The following is a 24,689-nucleotide window of genomic DNA, read 5'->3' as shown; positions in this document are numbered from 1 at the left end:
CTCACAAAAAACATTTCATTTTTACGACTTGAGACGTAGAAAAAAATAATCCTGCTGTTCGTTGAAATTAACCGGTTTTCATTTTACACTTTATGGTAGAAGAAAACAAATTTAATTATAGGTAGAAAGCGGGTTATAACGTGAAAAAAATATTGGCTTTTATTTTAGTGATAGGTGGTACGGCAGTCCTCTTTTCTACTGCGTTTGCGCCTTCCTCCTGGTCGTTAAGTTCATTCAAGACGTCCAAGTCTGAAGCGGCATTATCAAGTGATATTCAGCGTATTCAAATCGACTCTCCAAGCATTAGTACAACGGTCGTTCCGCAAGATCGTCAAGATATTAAAACAAAAGTAGAAGGTAAAGGACAAGTAGATGTAAAGCAAAATGGAGACACCCTAGTTGTCGCGTATCAAAAAAGTCCCTTTCAATGGCTTTCTATTTTTTCAAACACAAAAGTAACAATCTACATTCCTAAAGATTATCACCATAACCTTGCGCTTAACGTAGGTTCGGGGGACCTTCAAATTGCTACACACCCTGAACAAGCGCTTCAGCTGAAAGATGTTTCGATTAAAGTAGGTTCTGGAAATGCAAGCATTTCAAACTTGATGAGCACCTCTCTTCGTACGGATGTTAATTCTGGAGATTTACAGCTGAGTAATGTTGAAAGCCAAACGGCTAAATTTGCTGTAGGCTCTGGGGAAATTAAAGGAACAAACTATCAAGGAAAACTTCAGGCGCGCATTGGATCTGGTGATCTCTATATGGATTTTAAAAAGCTAGAAGAGGCCGTTTCTGTAGATGTAGGATCCGGAGATGCCGTGCTGGTTCTTCCGAAAAGCGTTGGTTTTAAAGTGAATGGAAAAGTAAGCAGCGGTGACATTAACAACAATTTTAAGTTAAACAATGCAACGATAACAGAGAATGTATTAAAAGGAAAATACGGAAATGGAAAATACCCTATCGATATAGCTGTTTCAAGCGGAGAATTAACCTTGGAATCAAAATAAAGAGGCTAGGACAAAAGTATTTTAACTCAATTGCAAAACGAACCATTAATCAACATATTTGATTAATGGTTCGTTTTTTGTTGTGGTGAACATCGTTTTATCTGTTTCGTTTTTTCTAGTAGTTGATTGGAGGGCAAGCGACGAGGAGGCTCAGCGTCCGCCCGCGGAAAGCGAAGCCTTGCACGGAAATCAACTGCGGTGTAATAAGCAGTCCAACTCATGTATCTCATTTGTTCGTCTTTAGATTCGGTTCATTTAGTTATATCTCAACCTCTTTATTTATGGTCTCACTGCAATATACCATGCTACTCCTACGATTGATCCTATGAATACAACTCCGTAAATAATAGATAAATTCACTATACTTTTCTTTTTCGATTTCCCGTAATCTTCATCTACTTTCTTTGCAGCACTGATCGTACCTGCAAGGGCAGCAACGCCGATAATAATGACAAGAAGCAATGCTAATTTCATTCTTCTCTCCTCCATATTTCGGTGATTGAATAAGACTAAATACCAAGATGTTATTTATTTCATTTTAAGCAGCACAATTTAATTAGAATATGAAAGCGCTATATCTTCTCTTTCTATCATAAAGCTAAATTATGTAAAATCAACCATCCAATCGTGCATTATTTTCCTCCACCACTTTACATACATAAAAAATTCCCGAGCTTTACTGCTCAGGAATCTTTGCCTAATAGACATGACATTTTAAGGTTTTAAAATGACTTTAATGCAGTTATCTTGATGATCATTAAAACTGAAAGACATGTTTTCCTACCAGTACATCTGCCATCTTTACAAAGCGCTTGATTTCTAATACATCATGAACACGAACTATTTGAACGCCTTGTGCAATCCCAGCATATACAGTAGCTGCGGTTCCTTCCATTCTTTCCGTAGGAGGAGCATCCACTATTTGTCCAATAAATCCTTTACGAGAAGTAGCAAGCAGCACCGGATAACCCATATTCGTCAGCTGATCTAAATGCTGAATTGCTTCTACATTATCGGCAGCCGTTTTTCCAAAGCCAACGCCTGGATCTAAAATAATTTGATCGTCGCGAACTCCGGCAGCTTTTGCAATGGAGATGCTTTCTTTTAAATCACTTATCATATCTGTAATCAGATTTGTATAGTTGGGCTCATGACGGTTGTGCATTAAAATAATGGGCACATTATAATCAGCTGCAACTTGAGCCATTTTAGGATCGGCTTTTGCACCCCATATATCATTAATAATATGTGCTCCTGCTTCTAGCGCATGTTTGGCCACTTCCGATTTGTATGTATCTACGGAAATCGGCACCTCTACGCGCTTAGCCACTTCAGAAATAACGGGCACAATCCGTTTAATCTCTTCTTCATCGCTAATTCTTGTATAACCAGGACGAGTTGATTCTCCTCCGATATCAATGATATCTGCTCCTTGCTTTACCATTTCCTCAGCATGAGCAACTGCTTTATCTACATCGTAGTATTTTCCGCCGTCTGAAAATGAATCCGGGTTTACGTTTAAAATCCCCATAATAAGCGTACGATCCGCATAATTCAGCTCATACTTTCCGCATTTAATGACGGATTGAGACGTTAAAGTTGACACTATCCTCAGCCCCTTCGTAATTTGCAAATTAATATATATTTATAAATATCATGTATTTTGAGAATGTCATACCGTTCGTAATTATATCAAAAGTCACCAGTCCTATGTGATTTTTCTTGGAGTTTCTTTCTTCTATAGTGTGAGATAAACATTAAAAGTGAATACACAGATAACATTAAAAATCTCTATCGGGCTTGTCTTCAGGGTCTTTTTTCCTCTTCTCACATCTTTTGTGAGTCTTTTTATTCAAAAAGAAAGGATTCGCATTAAAAGCGTTTAATTTATAGCAATAGTTGGGAATTTATAATTAAGTAACTTCCATTTTTTATGGAATTCATTTTAAGGAGGATGACTATGACTCAACAACCGTTACAAGTCAAATTAATTCCTTATACAATTGAGTCGATTATCGACTCAACAAACGAAACGCCTAAAGGAGTAAGCTTAATTCAAGCACCTGCTATTTGGGAACAAAGCAATCAAGGAGAAGGCATTGTAATTGCAGTTATCGACACTGGTGTTGACACAAATCATCCTGACTTAAAAGATTGTATTATCGGAGGAAGAAACTTCACTTCGGATTATGACGGAGATTCTTCTGTATTTGAAGATAATAATGGGCACGGCACTCACGTGTCTGGTACCATTGCTGCTGCGCTCAATAATGAAGGGGTAGTAGGGGTGGCACCCAAAGCAAAAATCCTAAGCTTAAAAGTACTTACCGGTGAAGGATCGGGAAATTACGAATGGATTATTGACGCTATTAACTACGCCGTCGAATGGCGAGGTCCTAACAATGAGCGAGCACGAGTTATTTCCATGTCACTCGGGGGACCACAAGACGTTCCAGAACTGCACGAAGCTGTTCAAAATGCTGTGAATAAAGATGTTTCTGTCGTTGTTGCGGCTGGAAATGAAGGTGATGATCGCGAAGAAACTTTTGAATATTCATATCCAGGAAGTTACAACGAAGTCATTCAAGTAGGAGCAGTGGACAACAGCTTAAGCTTGGCTCCTTTTACCAACGTCAATGAAGAAGTGGATTTAGTGGCACCGGGAGTTAACATCATCTCTACTTTTTTAGAAGGTAAATATGCGACTCTTTCAGGAACTTCAATGGCAACTCCTCACGTGGCAGGAGCTTTAGCTTTATTAATTAACTTATGTGAGAAGGAATTTGGCCGCTCTCTAATCGAAGCCGAAATCTATGCTCAACTTGTAAGAAGGACGCTTCCTCTTGGATATCGAAAAAGCTCTGAAGGAAACGGATTTCTCATGCTCGATTTGGTAGAGAAAATACATGATATTATTAACGTAGCCCGTATCAACCCTAGTAAGTAATAAATAAGAAAAACGAGAAATCTTCTTGGTTCTTGTTAAATTGAAATAAAGACATGCGAACGCATGTCTTTATTCATATCTTAATGCTTCGATTGGATCTAGCTTCGCCGCTTTGTTTGCAGGAAGCATGCCGAATACAATGCCAATCGTCATGGAAAACAACACTCCTCCAAGTACTACTTGCCACGAAATTAATGACGGCCAGCCGGCAAATAACGAAACAAGAGCTGCCCCGCCTGCGCCGAGGCCAATGCCAAGCAAACCACCAATAAGCGTGAGCGTAATGGATTCAATCAAAAACTGAGTTAGAATTTGTCTTTTAGATGCTCCCAGTGCTTTACGAATACCAATTTCTCTTGTACGTTCCGTTACAGAAACCAGCATAATGTTCATAACGCCAATCCCGCCAACAAGCAGGGAAATGCCTGCAATCGATCCAATAATCGTTGTCATAATGCGCGTTACATTTCCAATGCTATCTGCTATTTCTTCTAAGTTCTGCACTTTGTAAGCATCTTCAGCATCATGCAAATTATTTAACAAATCCGTTGCGTCATTACCTACTTTTTTTAATTGATCAGAACTTTGTGCTTGAACGCTAAGGTTTGTATAGTCGAGCTTACCGAAGCTTGATTTGTACGTATTATCTGGAATGTAAATAGTCGGTATTTCATATGCTAAAAAGCCTTTTGGTTTTTTTGTCACACCAATAATTTTGATAGGCTGTCCTTGAACCCATACTACTTGTCCAAGAGCTTCTTTTTTATCAAACAGCTCTTTTTTCATATCGCTCGTAATAACACCTACTCGATTACCTGACAAAAAATCAGCGCTGTCCAACATTCTTCCTTTTGAAACTTCAAGCTGATTAACCTCAATATACCCTTCATTAATTGCGTTAACAGTTGTATCGGATTCTTTGTCTCTATATCTTATTCCCATTCCCATTGAGCTAGAAGCTACCACATTCTTCGCTCCAGGAATAGTCGAAAGAGCTTTAATATCATCCTCTGTAAAGATCGGCTCCCCCGTCATGGAAAGGTCATCAGCTTGCATCTCGTCTTCAGGAGGCTCGTAGTAGACATCAACTGTATTGCTTGCTCCTGTTATTTCTGACTTAATCATCTGTTCTCCGCCTTGGCCGATAGCAACAACGATAATAACCGCCCCTACGCCAATGATAATACCAAGCATTGTCAAAATAGAGCGCATTTTATGAGCAAGAACCGAGGAAAAAGCCATACGAATATTTTCTATTAAACTCATAAGCTATCGTTCTCCTTGTCGCTATGACTTAGCACCTTACCGTCACGAACGATAACTGTACGCGATGTGTACTCTGCCACTTCAGGTTCATGAGTAATAACTACAACTGTTGTCCCATCTGCATTTAGCTTAGAAAATTGCTCCATAATATCAGCACTCGTTTTTGTATCTAAGGCTCCTGTAGGTTCATCGGCTAAAATAAGCGTCGGATTGTTAACAATAGAGCGAGCAATAGCAACACGCTGCTTTTGCCCTCCTGATAACTCGCTCGGCAAGTGTTTCATTCGCTCACTCAGCCCTACTTTTGCAAGCGCAGCTTCTGCTCTGGCTCGTCTTTCCTTACGCGATACGCCGGCATATACCATTGGAAGCTCTACGTTTTCTACCGCTGTTAAACGCGGCAGCAGCTGAAACTGCTGAAAAACAAAGCCGATATGAATATTTCTTACTTTTGCCAGCTGCTCATCGCTGTAAGTAGAGATTTCTTGTTCATTTAATAAATAGGAGCCTGAAGAAGCGCGGTCTAAGCATCCGATAATGTTCATGAGCGTTGATTTTCCGGAGCCTGAAGGACCCATAATCGCAACAAACTCACCGTCATAAATCTTCAAATTAATATCTTTTAAAATCGGTACTTCCTCTTTGCCAAGATGATAGCTTTTATGAATATTTACAAGCTCAATCATTGAACAGTCACTTCCGCACCGTCAGTTAAGTCCTTTGAAGGATTGGCAATAACTTTATCTTTAGAAGAAACGCCGCTTTTAATTTCAATAAATTTGTTGGTTGTTTCTCCTACCTTTACTTCCTGACGAACCGCCTTTTTATCTTTCACGACGTATACAAATTTTTCTCCGTCTTCATTTACAACTGCTTTTATTGGCAGTGATGAAGCTTTCTTACTGCTTGTTTCAATTTCAAGCAGCAGCTTAAATCCTGGCTTAATCATCGTGATATCTTGGTCATCTACTTTTACTTCAACTGGATATTGATTCGCTGCATCATTGCCTGCCTCCGCTGATGCCTGCTGCTGAGGTAGATAGTCAATTTGTTTTACGCTCCCTGACCATTCTTTATCAGGCAGTACATCTGATGTAATTTTAACAGCTTGACCGGTTTTAATTTTTAAAGCGTCGTACTCAGAAAGCACGCCAGTAGCTAAGTATTCATCGGTATTACCAATATGTATAAGCGGCTTTTGAACTTCACTCGTGTTATTAACCGCTTCTTTATCTACTTCTAGCACAGTCCCGCTAATATCACTCGTTACGTCTAAATTACGCTCTTTTTTAGCAATTGATTTGGCTTCTAGTTTGTTTCGTTCTAAGTCAATTTTAGCCGTTTCTAAGTCGAGGTTGAGCTGCGTCCGCTCTGTTTCAATTTGATCTTTCGCTTCTTGCTTACTCATTTCTTTTTCTAATTCTTTTTGTTTTTTATTTAAATTTGAGATTTGTTTGCTTACTGAATCAATTTGCAGCTGACTCGATTTTTTTTCTAGCTTGTTTTGTTCTTGCTCTAAATCAAGCGTATCGCTTTCGTACGTTACAAGAGAAGTTCCCTGCTGTACGCGCGATCCTTCCGTTACATGAAATCGTTCAACCTCGCCTTTTTCAGCGTCAAAGTAAACGTATTGCTCATCAGCAAGCTTTAACGTACCCGGAACCATCACTGTATTTCTTAACTTTTTTTCTTTTACAGTTGTTACTTGAACATCAACTGCTTTACCACCTACACTTTGTGCACGATATACATTAATCCCAATAACCGCAACAATAACAACTGTTACGGCTGTAATAATTATTCCTTTTTTCATTTACAACCCTGCTCCTTTAAGCGCTTCTGAAGCAGCTCCTCCAACTCCTGAAATAGCCGCTCCTAAGATAAATAAAACAATTACGGTAATAATTGAAGCAGCTTTTGATAAATTGGCTACTTTTTGCAGCCCGACTGCTGTCAAAATAAGTCCCCATATAGAGAAAATTTCGATTGAAGTAAATACGCCTCCAATAGCACCTTTAGCACCAACTAGCCCATTTAACGACGTCACATTCGCTGAAGTATGCGCTAATGCAGCGACTCCCGTATTAATTAACTGACCAATTGCTGTGATGAACGTAACAAACAAATTCATGCTAAACATTTGGCGATATGTTGTTTTTCCAGTCCCTAACTTTGCAATTAAAAACAAAATTAAACTCGTGAATGCCAGTGTAGCAACTATTGCAATCACTCCTCCAACCGTTCCGCCAATCATACTGAATATAGGATTCACTTCAATCCCAGCTTCTTTTTGCTGCTGTAATGTCTCTTGCGCTTGAGGGGTATAAACAGCTAGAAGCGTTGTTGCAAGTGTTAAAACAATAACAAGTAAAAGAGGTCCCCAGATGACCGGAGTGCTTTTCATTTTCTCAAACTGTACAACCGGACTCGTAATAAAACCAAAAATAGAAGGCTTTCCTTTCTCTTGAACTTCCGAAGATACATTGACTTCTGTGCTCATAATCAAACTCCTTTTATTTTGTTTCGTTAGTAGCTCTTAAGACCCACCTTTTACTATTTTTTAAAGTCTTCTAGCAAAATTGGCTCTTTAAGAAACTCTCAAACACCTAATATTCTAACATAATTATACAAATTAATTTACATTTTTCTTACATTTAATATTTTTTATGGTATTTTTAACAATTAAAGATATGTCTTAATGCTAAATTACATTATTAATCTTTTTATATTTTCTAAATATTCTAATTATCATTTGACATCATTCAATAGAATTCGTATATTATGATTAAAGTTTATTATTCCTATGTTTTTTATAAGTTTTATATCCAAGGAGGAGTTTCAATGTCTGCTAAGAAACCATTTCGTCCTGAAACACAAGCGATCCATTCTGGTCAACAGCTTGACCCAGCTACTTTTTCGCGTGCCGTACCTATTTATCAAACAAGCTCATTTGGATTTAAAGATACGGAGCATGCTGCGTCTTTATTTAATTTAAGTGAACAAGGCTATATCTACACTCGAATTGTAAACCCTACTACGGACGTTTTTGAACAGCGAATTGCTGAGTTAGAAGGCGGAGTTGGTGCTCTAGGAGTAGCTTCAGGTCAGTCAGCTACTACCTTTTCCATTTTGAATATCGCTTCCGCAGGAGATGAAATTGTATCAGCAAGCAGTTTATATGGGGGAACGTATAACCTCTTTTCGTCTACGCTTCCTAAACTGGGCATTACCGTCAAATTTGTAAACGCCGATAATCCAGAAAATTTTAGAAGTGCAATCACTTCCAAAACAAAGGCAATTTATGCTGAATCTGTTGGAAATCCACAGGGAAATGTGCTAGACATCGAGGCAGTTGCAGACATTGCCCATGAACATGGAATTCCTCTTATTATTGATAATACTGTTCCAAGCCCTTACCTTCTTCGCCCCATCGATTTTGGAGCAGATATTGTCGTTCATTCTGCTACTAAGTTTCTTGGAGGGCATGGAACAGCAATTGGCGGTGTTATCGTAGACAGTGGAAAATTCAATTGGGAAGCGAGCGGAAAATTTCCAGACTTAACAACTCCAGATCCAAGTTATCATGGCCTCGTATACACAGAAGCTGCCGGTGAAGCTGCTTATATTACAAAAGCGCGCGTTCAGCTTTTACGAGATATTGGAGCTGCTTTATCACCTTTTAATTCCTTTTTACTTCTTCAAGGAGTAGAAACACTCCATCTGCGATTAGAGCGTCACAGCGAAAACGCATTAAAGGTAGCGAAATTTTTAGAGCAGCATGAATTAGTAGAATGGGTAAATTATGCGGGGCTTCCTTCCCACCCTTCCTATTCTTTGGCACAAAAATATTTGCCTAAAGGACAAGGAGCCATTTTAACCTTTGGTGTCAGGGGAGGAAAAAACGCTGCGGCTAAGTTAATTGATTCGGTTCAGTTATTTTCTCATTTAGCCAATATTGGCGACTCTAAATCACTCATTATTCACCCGGCAAGCACCACTCATCAACAGCTATCTGAAGACGAACAAAAAGCTTCGGGTGTGACGCCAGAACTCATTCGTCTGTCGGTTGGAACAGAAGCAATCGACGACCTTCTTGAAGATTTAGATTATGCCTTAAAAGTCAGCCAAAAAGTGAATACAACTGTTTAAAAGCTGTGGTTTTTCACAGCTTTTTTTTATATCGCCCAATAACTTTTTATACTTTCGCTTATGCTACAATAAACAAAACGAATGAAAAAGGAGTTACTATGAACACGTTCAATTCAATACCTGCCATTACATTTACAGACGTTCATAAAACATTTAAAGATAAAGAACATAGTGTTTTAAAAGGCATATCGGGTACAGTGATGCAAGGCTCGCTCGTCATGATGGTAGGACCATCAGGATCCGGAAAAAGCACCCTTCTTTCCATGTGCAATTTACTTTCTGCACCTGATGAAGGAAGTATTGAAGTATATGGAAAAGACATTAGCAAATGGAATATTTCTGATTTGCGAAAAAAAGTGGGCATCGCTTTTCAATCAGCTCCTGTTATTGATGGAACAGTGCGAGATAATATGATGCTTGTTCAAAAGCTGCACGGCAAACAGGATATTATGCCTGAAGAACTCTGTGCCTTAACCGGTCTTTCCCCTGACTTGTTAGAGCAGGATGCAAGAGATTTATCCGGTGGTCAAAGACAAAGGTTATCATTAGCGCGCACGCTGTCGAACGGATCGGATCTTTTACTGTTAGACGAAATCACTTCCGCTTTGGATGCCACTTCTGCTCATGAAATTGAACAGCTGATTTCTCATTTACATAAAGAGCAGAATAAAACGATTATTTGGGTTACCCATAATTTAGAACAAGCCAAACGTTTAGGAGAGGAAGTCTGGCTTTTAATGAACGGAGTGATTGTAGAAAAAGCGAAGACGGAGACCTTTTTTCATGCTCCTGTAAAAGCTGAAACAAAACAATTTATTGAAGGAGCCTTTCTATGAGTTCACTTTCACTGATTTTTACCATCGTTTTTGTTTTTATTGCTCTTTTTTTATCAAAATCTTTTCGTATAGGACTCGAGAAAGATATAATCATTGCCAGTATTCGAGCAGCCGTTCAGCTGTTAGTGATCGGATATGTTTTATCTTTTATTTTTGACGCGAATCACCCAGCTTTTATGATTCTCATTTTATTCGTGATGCTGACGGTCGCTTCCCAAAATGTTGTAAAGAAAAAAAAGCAGGGATTTAAAGCTTTCTTTCGTGTATTTGTCACTCTTTTTATTGTAGAAATCCTGACCCAAAGCGTTATGCTGGGCCTACATATTATCCCTGCTACTCCGCGATATGTCATTCCTGTCAGCGGTATGATTATTGGAAATTCGATGATTTTGGCCAATTTATTTTTAAATCGGTTAGACGCTGAAGTAAATAGAAGGCGAGACGAAATTCAATTGATTCTGGCGCTTGGCGGAACTCCTAAACAAGCTATTCATAGTATTTTAAATGCCGCAATCAAAGCTAGCATGATTCCTACTGTAGAAAGCCAAAAAACAATTGGACTCGTTCAGCTTCCCGGCATGATGACAGGCCAGATTATTGGAGGGGCAGATCCGATACAAGCAGTCAAATTCCAGCTGCTCATCGTTTTTACTATCCTAGCCTCTGCTACGCTTTCCTGCGTCATCTTAAGCCGCTTAACATATCCTACCCTTTTTAATAGCTATCATCAGCTTATCCGTGAACATACATAAAAAAGAAGAAAGGAGACTCCTTTCTTCTTTTTTATTGAGCAGCTTTTTTTAATCTTGTTCCTACGTCACTTCCAAAGGTCACTCCTAAATCACCGAGCCATCTTCTATAGGCAATACTCAGTCGGTCCGGATTCAAATGAAGCTCTGCTTGTAAGTCAAGCGGCAGCTCTTCGGGCTTTTGACTTTCTACAATGCTCGTATCTTGTTCAATAATAAGCTGTTGAAAATCACGGAAATATTGATCAGGTGCATCAAACGAATAGTTTCTAGAAACCAATGCAAACACAGTCGACTTTCTTTCCTCTTCAGGTAAAACCGCAAACAGCATCGAAAAGATTTCACCCGTTTCATAGTTCACTTTTTTCAACCTTGCAACGGCAGGACGAAGAATTTCAAAAGTATAATAAATAGTCGCAAAGTTACCCGTACCATCTGCATCTGCGTACACAGCGATTTCGTCAGAAATGTATCGGTTATCTTTCCAATGTACCTTATAATCAGGAATTTCGGCGTAATCCGAGTGTCCAAGGCTTCCTTCGTGAACAAAAGCCAAATGGCTTACATCTAGAAAGTTTTCTACGACACGAGGAGCTGCTGCCTGCAGAGTATGAGGGTTGGCGCAAACCGTTTTAAATCCGGAGTTAAGGTATTCGTCATACTGAGGAAGAGGAATATCACTTGCCTCGCTGTTCATCTTCACCCATATAATCCCATGCTTTTCAACGCAATCATATACCTGTGCTTTTGCTTTTGAAGGAATCGCTCTTCCCGGCGGCTGTTGAGGAATTTTCACACAAGCCCCGGCACCATCGTATTTCCATCCGTGATAAGGGCACACAATGCAATCATCTACTACTTTCCCAAGAGATAACGCTGCACCGCGATGGATGCACAAATCTTTAAATGCTTTAATGGCATTAGTTGTGCGAAACAGCGCAACTCGCTCTTCTAAAATCGTTACTTGCAAGGGCTGATCTGTTAAATCATGTGAATAAGCTGCAGGCAGCCATTCCTTAGCCAATACTAAATCTTTAATCATCTGCATCGCCTCCGTACGATAAGTGAATTTATTTCTTGTTTATAAAAAAAACCGCAGAAATAGAAGGAGTTCTTCTAATTCCGCAGCTTTTTCGTTCCGTAAAACAGACTATAAGCGCGCGAAGATTCTACATAATTGCAGATAGAGCGACCTTAGCACTTCATCTACAATAACAATACGTATTCATCGCTATTTTTTTAATCTCACTACCTAACCCTTGCATATTGAATAAAAAGCGGCCAGCCGCTAAAAGCTTTTCTGTCCACTGATTTCTCTTATTTTTACTTTATCAATTTCCCACTGAAAAATCTCTTGCTTTGTAAGCATCTCTCACATAATTTTTTCGGTTAAACGAATAAAAGCTGCGGTTTTTAAAACCGCAGCTTTCTTTATCATGAGCTCATATAACTGGCTGTATATTTTTTCGTCTGTTTTTGTATTTCTTGATTTAAATGTTTGAAAAATGAGAGCGTTTCTTCATAATCCGTCGCTTTTTCATGAAACTTCAATGTAAGATTTTCTTCAAACAACGTTTCTCCTTGATGACCGACCGCTTTTAGCTGAACATCTGTAACAATACCTTGCGAAATCGAACATAATAAATAATTAAAGCAATGAACCGGAACGATATGCATCAGATGGAAATCATCAATAGTTCTATCACTTTTTGTTTTCTTAAATTCCACAGTGAGTTCTTCCGGATGAATAAACACATTTATATGCTGTTTGGACAAACAAGTAGGATTCATTTTTTGTGTATACTCACAAAATTCCAGTCCAATAAATACAGAATTCTCGGAGTCAGCTTCAATGAAGATTTGCGAATTTTTTACCATTGTCCTCGTCCTCCATATTCAATCTAGTTACCCCACCACTAGCACTTGTTTGTAGAATATTACCAGTTCTTCTCTATTTTATCACTGATTTTTCTCAGTGCCTATTTAACAGACGGAAGTTCTCTTTAAAAGAGAAGGAACTGACAGGCAGTTCTTTATGTGAGAAGAATGAACAAAAGACACCTCTTTTGTTTTATTGAGGTGTCTTTTGGTATCATCAGCCTGTGTTACGCAATCCTGCTGCAATGCCGTTAATCGTTAATAATGCTTCTTTTAAAAGTTCTTCATTTAACGTTTCAGCCTCATCTTCACGCAGCTTGGAAATAACCTTAACTTGCAAGAAGGTTAGAGGGTCCACATACGGATTTCGTAATTTAATAGATTCTTTAATCGTAGGAAGATGATCCATTAATTCTTTTTGCCCCGTGATTTGAAGAATCATTTCTTTCGTAACATTATACTCTTTTTTAATGGCGGCAAAAATCCTCTCTGAAATAACCGGATCTTGTACCATTTCTGTGTATTCTTTTGCTGCCATTAAATCTGCTTTTGTTAAAGCCATTTGCAGGTTATCGACGGTCGAGCGGAAAAATGGCCATTCTTTATACATTTGCTGAAGAAGCTGTATATCTCCGGATTTCTCTACTAAATGCTGTAAGCCCGTACCTGCAGCGTACCAGGCTGGAAGCAGCTGTCTGCTTTGCGTCCATGCAAATACCCATGGAATTGCTCGCAAGTCTTCAAAGCGATCACTTCCTTTTCGACTCATTGGACGTGACCCAATATTTAAAGCCCCGAGCTCAGGAAGAGGTGTAGCTTGTTTAAAGTAGGTTAAAAAGTCTGGATCGTTGAAAACAAGCTCTTGATACTTACGTAACGAAGCAGTTGAAATCTCGTCCATTGTTTCTTCCCATTCATGTGTACGAATATCACATTGTTCAGCTTCTTGAGAAACATTTGCTGCCGCTGTAAGAAGAGCTGAGACCGCTTGTTCAAGGCTTCGGTAAGCAATGTCATATAAAGAGTATCTAGAAGAAAGAACTTCTCCTTGCTCTGTAATTTTAACACCGTCTCCTAGCGTCTCAACAGGCTGAGATAAAATGCTTCGGTTTAACGGGCCTCCTCCTCGGCCTAGTGAGCCGCCTCGGCCATGGAAAAACTTCAGACGAACTTGATACTTCCTCGCCATATCGTGAATTTCCTGCTGCGCTTTGTAGAGCTTCCAATTAGCGGTAAGCGTTCCGCCATCTTTGCTTCCATCTGAGTAGCCAAGCATGATTTCCTGCAAATCCTTCTGTTTTCTTAAGTGCTCTCGATAAAAATCTAATTGAAATAGCTGTTCCATAATCTTAGGACCTGCTGTGAGATCATCGATCGTTTCAAGCAGCGGAGCTATATTTAACTTGCTTTCAATGCGGCCATCTGCATGAAGGCGGTAAATACCCGCTTCTTTGGCAAGTACCATGACTTCTAACAAATCACTTGCAGACTGCGTCATACTGATTAAGTAGACTTCAATGGATCTTTCTCCAAATTCTTTATGTGCTCGATGTATCATGTTAAATACTTCAATTACTTGCTGCGTTTCTTTAGAGTAATTCTCTACAAACGATAGCACAGGTCTTGGGTCTTGAAGAACTTTCCCTAGCAGCTCAACTTTTTTCTCTTCTGTTAACGCTGAATAATCTTCAGCTAAAGAAACAGCATGGAAAATTTCTTTGATTGCCGCTTCGTGTTCTCCGCTGTGATTACGGATATCAAGCGTTGCTAAATGAAATCCAAACAGCTCAACTTGGCGAATTAATTTACACAAGCTTTTCAGCTGATAATCTTGAGGCTGATGCTTTTGCAAGCTATCTTTGATGAGAAACAAATCTTGTAAAAGTTCTTCCGACCTTTGATAACCTGCTTCCGACTCTCCAACTAAATTTAATTTATGAAGCATAATCGTAAGCTTGCAGCGATATACTTCGTGTTTGATTCTCCATCGCTTTTTCTCAGGCAGCAGCGATATTTCTTGATTAATAGAATCAAGAAGATTATCTGAAACTGCGACTCTTTTTGTAGACTGACTTAACCTTTGTCTCAATTGAGTAAGCGACTCTTTATATTTACGAATAGCTAACTTCCTTTGTTTGACAAGCGTTTGCCACGTTACTTTAGGAGTTACGTTTGGATTTCCATCTCGGTCTCCGCCAATCCATGAACCAAATCGAAGAATATTAGGCACTTTCCAATTTTCTTCGGGGTAATTCTCCTGCAATGAATTTTCCAATTCCTGATGAAGTTGAGGAAGCACTTCAAATAACGTTTCATCAAAATAATATAATCCATTGGATACTTCATCCATTACGGTTGGCTTGCGATCTCGCAGTTCATTTGTTTGCCATAAAATTAACACTTCGCTAAACAGTCTTTCTTCAATTTCTGTACGTTCACGTTTTGTTAACGTTGAATTATCCAAGTTTTTCAGAAGCTCAGCCATTCGTTTATGAATATCAAGGACACTTCGTCTAGTGGCTTCTGTTGGATGTGCCGTGATGATAAGCTCAAGTGATAAAGTTTGAAGCAAGTTAGCAATTACATCTGGCGCCACGCCATTATTTTTAAGCGAAACAACGGCGCTTTCCAATGAACCCGGCTGCATAATAGAATCTTCTTGCTGCTGATATTCCCGTCTGCGACGAATTCGATGATTTTGCTCTGCAATATTAACTAAATGAAAATAAACGGCAAATGCCCGAATAACCTGCGCGCGCATCGGCTGTTCAAGAGTAACGATTTCATTTTTTATTTCTTTATAGATGGCTTCATCTTTGTTTTCTCTAAGTGATTTTGCCACTTCGCGTATTTTTTCTACTTTGTTGAGCAGTTCTTCTCCACCTTGGTGAACCAGAACTTTCCCTAACAATTGACCGAGAAATTTCACATCACGGCGCAGGGCAGTGCTGCTGTTTTGTCTTTCTGCTGCTTCTACTGTTACCATTAGACACGACACCTTTCTTTATAAATGTTGTACTTTTTAAACTTTTTAGAAAATTATATTAAATTCATATTACCATGAACGAAAATAAATTTCATATAATTTTGTTTCCTCCTCTCGATTAGGAGGAAAGATTCATCAAATATAAAAAAGAGGATGAGGCATAACGAAATGAATCCAATCCTAAGACGAACAAATGGGATACATAAGCTGAACCGCTTGTGACACCGCAGTTGATTGGAAGACTTCACCTCTCCTTTCAATCAACTGCTAGAAAGAACGAAACAGCTGAAACCTACTTTCACCATAACAAAAAAAACGAACCACTAATCAAACGTGCTGATCAGTGGTTCGTTTTTCACTTGAGCTAAAATACTTTTCAGCCTCTCTTTTATGCTACCAAGGTTGTCCTAAATCCAACACTGAGGCTAGTTCATTGCTTTTTTTACGCACTTGTTTACGTGTGGCAGCACGATCTGCCCCCGTTTGAAACAGATATTTTTCTTCTTCTGTTTCTGGAATAAGCTCCGGTACTGCGCGGGGCTTTCCATCATCATCCATTGCCACAAAAGTTAAAAATGATGTAGCTGCAATTTGACGCTCCCCGGTTTTTAAATTTTCTTTAATCACTTTCACAAACACTTCCATGGATGAACGACCTGTCCATGATACGTATGACTCCAAACATACAGAATCCTGAGGCGTAATAGGGTGCAGAAAGTGAATAGAGTCTGCTGAAGCCGTCACACACTCTGTACGGCTGTGACGATAAGCTGAAATGGACGCAATCATATCAATATCACTCATTAATTTTCCGCCAAATAACGTATTGTGATTATTAATATCATTAGGGAAAATGCGGCTCGTTCGAACGGCCTTTGTATCTTTACAATAATTTGCTTTCATTAGTAAGAACCTCCATTGATGCCTATCATAATAAGAATAAAAGAATGAATGAACCTATACTAGCATATTTCGATAAATTTAGCTTTACAAAAAACTCGTTGATTTATTTACAGAAAACAAAAAAGAGGTTGAGACATAACGAAATAAATCCAATTGAAAGACGAACAAATGAGATACATGAGCTGGACTGCTTATGACACCGCAATTGATTTCCGTGCAAGGCTTCGCTTTCCGCGGGCGGGCGCTGAGCCTCCTCGTCGCTTACGCTCCTGCGGGGTCTCACCTGTTCCGCTTTTCCCGCAGGAGTCTTCGCCTTGCCCTCCAATCAACTGCTAGAAGGAACGAAACAAATAAAACGATATGCACCATCGCAAAAAAACGAACCACTCATCAAACAGATTGATGAATGGTTCGTTTTTTACTTGGGCTCAACTATTTTTGTCCTAGCCTCTTTTTTGTCTATCGAATGTAGCTTGATCCAAACGTTTTACCTAAAGAGTCACTGTATAGGTCACTTGACTTCACAGTCCATTTCCCATCTTCTTTCACCATAAAAATTCGTAGCGGACGACTTCCTTCTTTCGTTTCTAATTCATTTACAATATCTTTGAATTTAGAAGCCGCAAACTCTTCAGAGTGTTTTGTATCGTAATCTTTTGTTTCATCTGTATATGCTCTCTTAAGCTGCGATACGTATGAATATAAGTCTGATAAATTAACAGTAGTGTACTCCACTTCTACTACAGCTTTATTATTTGCATTGGCAATCACATTTGTCTTTACGCTTGCTTTTTCTTTCAAAACATCTTTATACATGTTAAAAAAATCTTTTTTTGCTTTATCGGTTAAACTATTAGAAAACGCACCTTTTAATTCCTCATTAAACGCTTTTTTCTGTTCTTCTATGACAGCTGTTTTGTCCGCTGTTACATATTTATCATAATCTACATTTTCTTTGTTTAAGTAAAGAACTTCCGTGTAAGCTTGCAGAGCTTTTTCTGGGTCTTGCAGCTTATTATAGCTTTTCGCGTATTTCTTCGTATCCAGTGTTAATGTTACTTCGTCAATTTCTTCATCATAATCAGATGATTTTGGCTGAAGCCCAATTTTGTACTTTTTATCTTTTTTGACTTCAAAGACGAACATTAATTTTTTTTGCTTCCCAGCGCCAATCTTGTCAGATGAACTGCTTTCTAGTCCAAGTTCCCTACTGTTCACTCCCGTTTTTGGAGATAATTGTTCATCTCCTTCATATAAATACACACCGTCGTAATCCGATAAAGATATACTGTTTTTGGATACATTTTTCACTTTTAAATCAACTTTCAACAGCCCCTTTTCTTCACTTGTAGCTCCTTCATCACTATCTACTAAAATATAAGAAGCGCTGTCAATAGATGCTTCAATCGCCTTATTTTTAGCCGAAGTGGATCCTCCCGTTTCCTTAGAACTGTTACAAGCCGCTAATACTAGCATAAGTACAAAAACCAAAGCCAAAACATTCATTTTTTTCACAGCTGCCCAATCCCCTTTATTTTGTTTTTTTAGAACTTTATCCCAAATAAAGGTTCCCTCTGTGTAAATCCTTAAACCTTAAAATCTATGTTTTTTACAATATTTTGATAAAAACTAAGTCTAAATTCTCCATTCATCTAAATAAAAACACGAGCACCGGCTCGTGTTTTTTATTTAGATTTAAAATTTTCTTGATTGATTTGTTCAGCTTCTTTCATATATCGGTTAGATTTGCCACTTTTAATTCCCCAGTAATAAAAGGCTAATGATACGCAAGCAATCACTAGCATATCCCATCCGAAAGGTAAAATATTTTTGCCTCCGAATTTTTCGCTTCCTATGTAGGAAATAAAAATCATGCACGCTAAATAGATAAGCATCCAAGCCCCGGTTAAAAATTCTTTTTTAAAGCCCACCCATTTATTTTTCGCTTGGTAATAAAAATAAACTGGCAGGCCAATTGCCATAATAAAAATCACTTCACCTGTAAGTGGCCACCTTGCCCAGTAAAGCGTCAAAGAAGCAAAAACGAAGCTGCATGGCGCAATAACTGATGCCCCTTTTAAATAAAATGGACGGTAAAAGTGTGAAGCCGTTTTTCTTAATGTTATAAGCGCTACAGGGCCCATAATATAGGAGATAAGCGTCGCTACTGAGATCACTTCTGCTAAGACACCCCATCCTCTAAATAAAAAGAGAAACAAAAAGCAGGCTGCTAAATTTAGCCACATAGCTGGGCGCGGGACATTGTAAAGTGGATGAAGAGTACCAAATATCTTTGGCAAATATCCATTTTGCTGCATCCCGTATAACATTCTAGAAGTCGTTGCCGTATATGTAGCACCTGTGCCGGAAGGAGAAACAAATGCATCTGCGTATAACACAATTGTTAGCCAGTTAATTCCAAGCGCAATCGCTAAATCAGCAAAAGGAGAATTAAAATTCAAATGATTCCATCCATTCGCAATTGATGACGGACTTACTGCTCCGATAAAAACAATTTGTAATATAATGTATACAATTCCAGCAATAAAAATTGAACCAATTACAGCTACCGGAATCGATTTATTAGGTGACTTTGCTTCTCCTGCCATATTTACAGGACTTTGAAACCCGTTAAATGCAAACACGATACCTGATGTTGCCACTGCCGTTAAAACACTCGCCCATCCGTAAGGTGCTACCCCATGCTCACTTGAAAAGTTCCCGCTATGAAAACCAGCAAAAAATAAAGCCCCTGCCGTTAAACCAGGAATAATTAATTTAACAATCGTAATAAATGAGTTTGCTTTAGCAAAGAGATTTACCGTCCAATAGTTCACAAAAAAGTAAATGAATAATAACAGAGACGCAACTGCCAACCCCTTGGACGTTAAAATGCCATTGTCTACTAATTCATGAGTCCAGCGAGCCCATTTCCACGGCCAAGTACTCATATATTGCACAGATGCAATAGCCTCCACTGTTATCGTTGAAGCGATTGAAATCCAGTTAGCCCAAGCAGCCAAAAATCCAATAAATGATCCGTGTGAATACTGAGGATATTTAACCATCCCCCCTGCTTGCGGAAACATCGCGCCCAGTTCAGCGTACGATAGGGCAATGGTCAAAATAACTACCATTCCAATAACCCATGAAAAAATAGCCGCTGGTCCTGCAATTTGAGCTGCTTTCCATGCTCCAAACAGCCATCCTGAACCGATAATCGAACCTATACCTGTCATGGTTAAAGCAAATGTTCCCATCTTCCTTTGCATATTGCTCATCCAAATCTACTCCTCTTCCCTAGGAAAATAAAAAAAACACTTGCGAAATTTTCTCAAGTGTTTGCCCAGGCGCGCGGCTTATACGCTATATGCTCCCCCATGGTCATCCATGTTGCGCCAGTCACATATAGGAATATATTTTTTATCAGTATATAACATTCATTACTATTACTCAATACACAAAAATGTTTACATTACTTTTACAAAAGTAATGAATTATTCGTAAAATTCCGAATAAATCTTCTTAAAATCTCTTCCTAATTACAAAAAACAATTAAAACTCTAACCTTGCTTATTATTTGATTCTTTTACTTCACGATCATATCATCTTCTAAAAATTATATTAATATATATTATTCATTTACAAAATACGAATTAACATCTATATATCCATAGAATTCTTGCACTAGCCCCTTTACTTATATACAATATGAAGAAAAGATACTAAAGTAAACTGCCCACCACTTAGCTACGCTTGAAGTGGGAGACATCTTTTGGGAAAACGTTAACACCTACATATCATGCACTTCGCAACGAATGAAGTACTTCGAGCAAACTTCTCTGTTTACGCAAGCAAAAAACAGGGAAAATTACGAAAAAAGATTGTTAGAGGGATGCTTATGAATTATGCAAATGTAAAAGTTCTTTATTTTGATGACGACGGAACCATTCCAAATCACCCTCGTCTTCCAGTTTTGTTGTATGAACACGTATTTATTAGTAAGAAAGAGAAAGTAGAGAGCATTTTTAATTCTCACAACTGGAAAAACAGCTGGGTAGGCGGCATATATGATTTTCACCATTACCACAGCAATTCTCATGAAGCACTAGGTGTAATTAGCGGATCTGCACGCTTAAAACTAGGTGGACATATGGGAGAAAATATCGTGGTGCATGCTGGGGATGTACTCGTACTCCCTGCAGGTACAGGACATATGCGTCTGCAGTCAACTGCTGATTTTAAAGTGGTTGGAGCTTATCCAGAGGGCATGGATTACAACTTACGAACAGGAAAACAAACGGATCGCCCTCACGTATTTGATGAAATTGCACAAGTACCTATTCCTACAACAGATCCTGTTTATGGCGACAAAGGACCATTGACAGAGTGGTGGAACTAGACAAGCACTTATTGTCTAGTTTTTTTATTTGCTCGTTTTTATAGCTTCCATAAATCTATATTTGAACATACAAATTCTTTTTCTTTAATGCAATAGCAATATACTTTATCTCATCGAGAAAACTACCTTTCTTCTTTTCCGTTCTTTTTTTGTTTCAAAGGCAACTGCGCTTAAGTTCTCCCCTGCTTTTTCTTCCCTAATCATTTCAAATATCTTCTTCTCATACCCTTTTTTTGTTTTTCTAAAAAAATTTTCGTAATTTATAACGAAATTTTCAAAAAACTTATTGCTTTACTATGTCAGACTTGCTATCATAGTGAACATTGTTAGATAAATTTTAGAGGAGGAGTAAAAATTGAACAGAAAATTCATAATATTTATTTTATTCATCATTCCGTTTATTGCTCAATTCGCTTTTTTACCTTTTGTAAATAACATTCATCCAATTATTTTTGGATTACCTATTTTGCATTTATGGTTATTTTTATGGGTCTTCTTAACGCCTGTGTGTACATTTATCATTTATCGTTTACAAAAATCTTGGGGGGACATTGAATAATGCAAGGAAATTTAACCGCACTTTTAATCACATCAGCAATTGTTCTTGTCGTTATCGCCATTGGCTTTATAGCAGGACGTGACAAATCATCTAGAAGCTCCGTTGAAGAGTGGGCTGTAGGGGGAAGACGTTTTGGAAGCCTGCTCGTCTGGCTTTTAGTAGGAGCAGATTTATATACTGCTTATACATTCCTAGGTCTTACAAGTACAGCTTATCAAGGAGGAAGCATCGCATTTTTTGCCATTCCTTACTCTGTTTTAGCCTTTTTAATTTCATACTTTTTTCTTCCAAAACTTTGGACTGTTGCTAAAAAGCACAAACTTACTACACTTGCTGATTATGCTAGAGAACGTTTTAGCAGTAAATTTCTCTCCTCTTTAATTGCCATAGTAGGTGTATTGATGCTTATTCCATATATCGATCTTCAGCTTAGCGGTATTCAAGATACTCTTCGCGTTGCAGGAACTGGCTACATTAATGTAAAAGCTGTCGTTATTCTTTCATTCTTTCTTGTGGCTCTTTATACTTTTTTCAGCGGAATTAAAGGTCCCACTTATACGGCAATTATTAAAGATATTTTAGTATGGGCGATTATGTTATTTATGGTTGTTTCTCTGCCAATTATGCATTTTGGAAGTTGGGGCAACATGATTGACAATGTTGCAAAGGATGCACCTCAGCTATTAACGATCCCAACACAAGGACCTAAGGGCATTCCATGGTTTATTACAGCATCACTCGTATCTGCTTTAGCTTTATTCATGTGGGCCCACGCTGCTACAGGTGTTTTCACTGCTAAAAGTGCAGATTCGCTTCGTAAAAATGCTGTCTTCTTACCTCTTTACAATATTGTTTTAATTCTAGTGATCTTCTTAGGGTTTATTGCTTATCAAGTATTACCTCAAGATACAACGGATCCTAGATTAGCATTATTAACCTTGATTCAATATTCATATGGTGGCATTGGCCAAGGGTTAGCTTATGCAACGATTGCTCTTGCTTCATTAATTCCATGTTCTATCATGGCGATCGGAGCGTCTAACTTATTTGCAAATAATATATTTAGAGATTTAATTAATCCAAATGTACAGGGTAAAACATTAACAATGGTTACTCGTTCTATGGTTTTTGTTGTTATTGGACTGGCACTTTTATTCGGTTTATTATTCCCACAAGCACTTGTTTCCCTACAGTTACTAGGGGTATCCGGCATGGTACAAATCTTCCCGGCTATTGTTATCAGCCTGTTTTGGAGAAATCAATCGAAAGAAAGTACGATTGCTGGATTAGTAGTAGGGCTGGTTGTAACGTTTACCGTTCATGCCACAGGAAATTCATTTGGCCTTTATGAAGGGTTCTGGGGATTATTATCTAACCTACTCGTAGTTTTTATTTTAAATCCAATCTTTGCTGCAAAAACCAAAGCAGCAACAAATGGCGTGAAAGAAACATTATTTTCTCAAGGCACTACGCAAACTGAATTAAAGAAAAACGCATAAAAAAAGTTCAGCCAACTGGCTGAACTTTTTTTAGATAATATTCTCTTTTTCAGAAGGGGAGGAAGTCGATTCTCTTTCCCAACATTCAATATTTTGATTGTTTTCTAACGCATCTTTATAAAAGACTGGATTTTTTCCTGCCTTTTTCTGCTGAGTATAGTCATGCAAGGCAGAAAACGCCACTTTCGATAATAGAAAAATAGCAATTAAGTTCACCACTACCATCATCCCCATAAATAAGTCTGCCAAATTCCATACAAGCTGAAGCTGAGCGACCGATCCAAAAATAACCATCGCTAAAACACCTACACGATAAGACCAAAGCCACATCTTATTTGAATTTAAAAATTCAATATTCGTTTCTCCATAATAATAATTGCCAATTAACGTACTAAAAGCAAATAGAAATACCATGATAGCTAAAAATCCTGATGCCCAAGAACCGATATGTGTACTAAGAGAAGCTTGTGTTAATTCAATGCCGCTTAGTCCCTGCTTATAGGCGGGGGATAAGAGAACGATAAATGCTGTGCTTGTACAAATCACAAGTGTGTCCGTCAAGACACCAAATGCTTGGATAAGACCTTGTTTAACTGGGTGACTCGTCACTGCAGTTGCCGCCGCGTTGGGAGCACTTCCCATCCCTGCTTCATTGGAAAACAGTCCGCGCTTTACTCCGTTGATTAACGTTGCACCAATTGATCCCCCAAGCGCCTGTTCAAATCCAAATGCATTTTTCACAATTAGAGATAGAACGGCAGGCATTTGATCAATATTTTTAAAGATGATGAACAGAGCCATTCCAATGTATAAAACGGCTAATACGACAACGATGTATTCCGATATCTTAGCGATGCGTTTGATCCCGCCAAAAATAATTATCGCAAATATAACTGTCATAATAATCCCAATCAATAAGCGGCTCGTTCCGAAAGAGTTCTCAAATGCCAGCGTAATCGTATTAGATTGCACAGCGTTAAACACCAGGCCAAATGACAGTGTAATGAGTACAGCAAATAGCCCGCCCATCCATCTTTTATTTAACCCTTTTTCCATATAGTAAGCGGGTCCTCCTCGAAATCCGTTTGACCCTTTTACCTTATAGATTTGAGCGAGTGTACTTTCTACAAAACTTGATACTGAACCGATAATGGCAATAATCCACATCCAAAATACAGCACCCGGGCCACCAAGAGCAATAGCAATCGCTATACCGGTAATATTTCCTGTTCCTACTCGAGCTGCCATGCTTATGCAGAAAGCTTGAAACGGGGAGACTCCCCCATCTTTAGCCGCTCGTCCTTCTTTCAAAACAAGTACCATTTCTTTCAACATGCGAAACTGCAAAAAACGAGAGCGGATCGTAAAATAAATACCGATTGATACAAGTAAAATAATTAATAAATTCGACCAAAAAAAATCATTGATGACACTAATTACACTTTCGATTGCTTGTTGCACGCCTATCACCTCATTAAAAAATTTGGTAGAACAAATGCAAAACA

At 38.4% G+C, this 24,689-nt stretch carries 22 protein-coding genes and 1 riboswitch; of the genes, 8 read left to right on the top strand and 14 right to left on the bottom strand.

Annotated elements, in window-relative coordinates:
* Nucleotides 1-140: 140 nt before the first annotated feature.
* Entirely contained in the window at nt 141-1,010 is an 870-nt protein-coding gene (gene liaG / locus NST66_RS02690; RefSeq protein WP_049162967.1) for a LiaG family protein, read from the top strand.
* A 279-nt stretch (nt 1,011-1,289) separates the two neighbouring features.
* Here liaG and NST66_RS02685 read toward each other — a convergent pair whose 3' ends face one another.
* Complete coding sequence (locus NST66_RS02685) at nt 1,290-1,484, bottom strand: hypothetical protein (RefSeq protein WP_013055532.1); 195 nt, start codon at nt 1,482-1,484, stop codon at nt 1,290-1,292.
* A 283-nt stretch (nt 1,485-1,767) separates the two neighbouring features.
* Entirely contained in the window at nt 1,768-2,616 is an 849-nt protein-coding gene (gene folP / locus NST66_RS02680; protein ID WP_080974224.1) for a dihydropteroate synthase, read from the bottom strand.
* Nucleotides 2,617-2,970: 354 nt separating this feature from the next.
* Between folP and NST66_RS02675 the strand changes: the two genes are divergently transcribed.
* Nucleotides 2,971-3,957, top strand: coding sequence for a S8 family peptidase (locus tag NST66_RS02675; RefSeq protein ID WP_080754379.1), 987 nt, complete (start codon nt 2,971-2,973; stop codon nt 3,955-3,957).
* A gap of 69 nt (nt 3,958-4,026) precedes the next feature.
* Here NST66_RS02675 and NST66_RS02670 read toward each other — a convergent pair whose 3' ends face one another.
* The 4 genes from NST66_RS02670 to NST66_RS02655 are packed head-to-tail and all read right to left on the bottom strand — an operon-like array spanning nt 4,027 to nt 7,723.
* Nucleotides 4,027-5,223, bottom strand: coding sequence for an ABC transporter permease (locus tag NST66_RS02670; RefSeq protein WP_033578112.1), 1,197 nt, complete (start codon nt 5,221-5,223; stop codon nt 4,027-4,029).
* Complete coding sequence (locus NST66_RS02665) at nt 5,220-5,909, bottom strand: ABC transporter ATP-binding protein (RefSeq protein WP_033578111.1); 690 nt, start codon at nt 5,907-5,909, stop codon at nt 5,220-5,222. Before NST66_RS02665 ends, NST66_RS02670 begins: the two co-directional genes overlap by 4 nt.
* A complete protein-coding gene (locus NST66_RS02660) occupies nt 5,906-7,036 on the bottom strand; it encodes an efflux RND transporter periplasmic adaptor subunit (protein WP_033578110.1) in 1,131 nt (376 codons plus the stop codon). The genes NST66_RS02665 and NST66_RS02660 overlap by 4 nt, the downstream gene beginning before the upstream one ends.
* Nucleotides 7,037-7,723, bottom strand: a complete 687-nt coding sequence (locus tag NST66_RS02655) for a Yip1 family protein (protein WP_028412096.1) — start codon at nt 7,721-7,723, stop codon at nt 7,037-7,039.
* 341 nt (nt 7,724-8,064) lie between these two features.
* Here NST66_RS02655 and NST66_RS02650 point away from each other — a divergent pair, with 341 nt between their 5' ends.
* The 3 genes from NST66_RS02650 to NST66_RS02640 all read left to right on the top strand — a co-directional run bounded on the left by NST66_RS02650 (nt 8,065) and on the right by NST66_RS02640 (nt 10,960).
* Nucleotides 8,065-9,372, top strand: coding sequence for a homocysteine synthase (locus tag NST66_RS02650; RefSeq protein ID WP_340843047.1), 1,308 nt, complete (start codon nt 8,065-8,067; stop codon nt 9,370-9,372).
* Nucleotides 9,373-9,470: 98 nt separating this feature from the next.
* On the top strand, nt 9,471-10,208 hold the full coding sequence (locus tag NST66_RS02645) for an ABC transporter ATP-binding protein (protein WP_033578109.1): 738 nt from the start codon (nt 9,471-9,473) through the stop codon (nt 10,206-10,208).
* On the top strand, nt 10,205-10,960 hold the full coding sequence (locus NST66_RS02640; RefSeq protein WP_033578108.1) for an ABC transporter permease: 756 nt from the start codon (nt 10,205-10,207) through the stop codon (nt 10,958-10,960). Before NST66_RS02645 ends, NST66_RS02640 begins: the two co-directional genes overlap by 4 nt.
* Nucleotides 10,961-10,991: 31 nt before the next feature.
* Here NST66_RS02640 and NST66_RS02635 read toward each other — a convergent pair whose 3' ends face one another.
* The 7 genes from NST66_RS02635 to NST66_RS02605 all read right to left on the bottom strand — a co-directional run bounded on the left by NST66_RS02635 (nt 10,992) and on the right by NST66_RS02605 (nt 20,005).
* Nucleotides 10,992-11,999: an aromatic ring-hydroxylating dioxygenase subunit alpha gene (locus NST66_RS02635; RefSeq protein ID WP_033578107.1), complete on the bottom strand. Its 1,008-nt coding sequence runs from the start codon at nt 11,997-11,999 to the stop codon at nt 10,992-10,994.
* A 392-nt stretch (nt 12,000-12,391) separates the two neighbouring features.
* Nucleotides 12,392-12,835: a hypothetical protein gene (locus NST66_RS02630; protein ID WP_014461480.1), complete on the bottom strand. Its 444-nt coding sequence runs from the start codon at nt 12,833-12,835 to the stop codon at nt 12,392-12,394.
* Between the two features lie 217 nt (nt 12,836-13,052).
* Complete coding sequence (ppc, locus tag NST66_RS02625) at nt 13,053-15,821, bottom strand: phosphoenolpyruvate carboxylase (RefSeq protein ID WP_033578106.1); 2,769 nt, start codon at nt 15,819-15,821, stop codon at nt 13,053-13,055.
* Nucleotides 15,822-16,214: 393 nt separating this feature from the next.
* A complete protein-coding gene (locus NST66_RS02620) occupies nt 16,215-16,724 on the bottom strand; it encodes an acyl-CoA thioesterase (protein ID WP_013055518.1) in 510 nt (169 codons plus the stop codon).
* Nucleotides 16,725-16,915: 191 nt separating this feature from the next.
* Nucleotides 16,916-17,053: a hypothetical protein gene (locus tag NST66_RS02615; protein ID WP_167387308.1), complete on the bottom strand. Its 138-nt coding sequence runs from the start codon at nt 17,051-17,053 to the stop codon at nt 16,916-16,918.
* 130 nt (nt 17,054-17,183) lie between these two features.
* Nucleotides 17,184-18,230: a DUF5105 domain-containing protein gene (locus tag NST66_RS02610; RefSeq protein WP_205689700.1), complete on the bottom strand. Its 1,047-nt coding sequence runs from the start codon at nt 18,228-18,230 to the stop codon at nt 17,184-17,186.
* A gap of 179 nt (nt 18,231-18,409) precedes the next feature.
* Nucleotides 18,410-20,005 (bottom strand): APC family permease, encoded by a 1,596-nt coding sequence (locus NST66_RS02605; protein WP_033578105.1) that lies wholly within the window; start codon nt 20,003-20,005, stop codon nt 18,410-18,412.
* 56 nt (nt 20,006-20,061) lie between these two features.
* Nucleotides 20,062-20,140: riboswitch (ZMP/ZTP riboswitch) on the bottom strand.
* 386 nt (nt 20,141-20,526) lie between these two features.
* On the opposite strand from NST66_RS02605, the gene NST66_RS02600 reads away from it, so the two are divergent.
* The 3 genes from NST66_RS02600 (at nt 20,527) to NST66_RS02590 (ending at nt 23,184) form a co-directional block, all read left to right on the top strand.
* Nucleotides 20,527-21,126, top strand: coding sequence for a cupin domain-containing protein (locus NST66_RS02600; protein WP_080754378.1), 600 nt, complete (start codon nt 20,527-20,529; stop codon nt 21,124-21,126).
* A gap of 355 nt (nt 21,127-21,481) precedes the next feature.
* Nucleotides 21,482-21,685 (top strand): DUF3311 domain-containing protein, encoded by a 204-nt coding sequence (locus NST66_RS02595; RefSeq protein WP_033578104.1) that lies wholly within the window; start codon nt 21,482-21,484, stop codon nt 21,683-21,685.
* Nucleotides 21,685-23,184, top strand: a complete 1,500-nt coding sequence (locus NST66_RS02590) for a sodium:solute symporter family protein (RefSeq protein ID WP_033578103.1) — start codon at nt 21,685-21,687, stop codon at nt 23,182-23,184. Before NST66_RS02595 ends, NST66_RS02590 begins: the two co-directional genes overlap by 1 nt.
* A gap of 30 nt (nt 23,185-23,214) precedes the next feature.
* Here the strand turns inward: NST66_RS02590 and NST66_RS02585 are convergent, their stop codons facing one another.
* On the bottom strand, nt 23,215-24,645 hold the full coding sequence (locus NST66_RS02585) for an alanine/glycine:cation symporter family protein (protein WP_033578102.1): 1,431 nt from the start codon (nt 24,643-24,645) through the stop codon (nt 23,215-23,217).
* Nucleotides 24,646-24,689 lie beyond the last annotated feature (44 nt).

Origin of the sequence: Priestia sp. FSL W8-0524, assembly GCF_038005965.1 — a bacterium.
In the GTDB taxonomy this organism is placed as follows: Bacteria; Bacillota; Bacilli; order Bacillales; family Bacillaceae_H; genus Priestia; species Priestia zanthoxyli.
This window is presented reverse-complemented; position numbering and strand designations above follow the sequence as displayed.

Excerpts from the sequence above, each read along its gene's own strand:
- NST66_RS02685 (WP_013055532.1), bottom strand. The coding sequence starts at position 1,484 with ATGAAATTAGCATTGCTTCTTGTCATTATTATCGGCGTTGCTGCCCTT.
- NST66_RS02675 (WP_080754379.1), top strand. The coding sequence starts at position 2,971 with ATGACTCAACAACCGTTACAAGTCAAATTAATTCCTTATACAATTGAG.
- NST66_RS02670 (WP_033578112.1), bottom strand. The coding sequence starts at position 5,223 with ATGAGTTTAATAGAAAATATTCGTATGGCTTTTTCCTCGGTTCTTGCT.
- NST66_RS02665 (WP_033578111.1), bottom strand. The coding sequence starts at position 5,909 with ATGATTGAGCTTGTAAATATTCATAAAAGCTATCATCTTGGCAAAGAG.
- NST66_RS02660 (WP_033578110.1), bottom strand. The coding sequence starts at position 7,036 with ATGAAAAAAGGAATAATTATTACAGCCGTAACAGTTGTTATTGTTGCG.
- NST66_RS02655 (WP_028412096.1), bottom strand. The coding sequence starts at position 7,723 with ATGAGCACAGAAGTCAATGTATCTTCGGAAGTTCAAGAGAAAGGAAAG.
- NST66_RS02650 (WP_340843047.1), top strand. The coding sequence starts at position 8,065 with ATGTCTGCTAAGAAACCATTTCGTCCTGAAACACAAGCGATCCATTCT.
- NST66_RS02645 (WP_033578109.1), top strand. The coding sequence starts at position 9,471 with ATGAACACGTTCAATTCAATACCTGCCATTACATTTACAGACGTTCAT.
- NST66_RS02640 (WP_033578108.1), top strand. The coding sequence starts at position 10,205 with ATGAGTTCACTTTCACTGATTTTTACCATCGTTTTTGTTTTTATTGCT.
- NST66_RS02635 (WP_033578107.1), bottom strand. The coding sequence starts at position 11,999 with ATGATTAAAGATTTAGTATTGGCTAAGGAATGGCTGCCTGCAGCTTAT.
- NST66_RS02630 (WP_014461480.1), bottom strand. The coding sequence starts at position 12,835 with ATGGTAAAAAATTCGCAAATCTTCATTGAAGCTGACTCCGAGAATTCT.
- ppc (WP_033578106.1), bottom strand. The coding sequence starts at position 15,821 with ATGGTAACAGTAGAAGCAGCAGAAAGACAAAACAGCAGCACTGCCCTG.
- NST66_RS02620 (WP_013055518.1), bottom strand. The coding sequence starts at position 16,724 with ATGAAAGCAAATTATTGTAAAGATACAAAGGCCGTTCGAACGAGCCGC.
- NST66_RS02610 (WP_205689700.1), bottom strand. The coding sequence starts at position 18,230 with ATGAATGTTTTGGCTTTGGTTTTTGTACTTATGCTAGTATTAGCGGCT.
- NST66_RS02605 (WP_033578105.1), bottom strand. The coding sequence starts at position 20,005 with ATGAGCAATATGCAAAGGAAGATGGGAACATTTGCTTTAACCATGACA.
- NST66_RS02600 (WP_080754378.1), top strand. The coding sequence starts at position 20,527 with ATGCACTTCGCAACGAATGAAGTACTTCGAGCAAACTTCTCTGTTTAC.
- NST66_RS02590 (WP_033578103.1), top strand. The coding sequence starts at position 21,685 with ATGCAAGGAAATTTAACCGCACTTTTAATCACATCAGCAATTGTTCTT.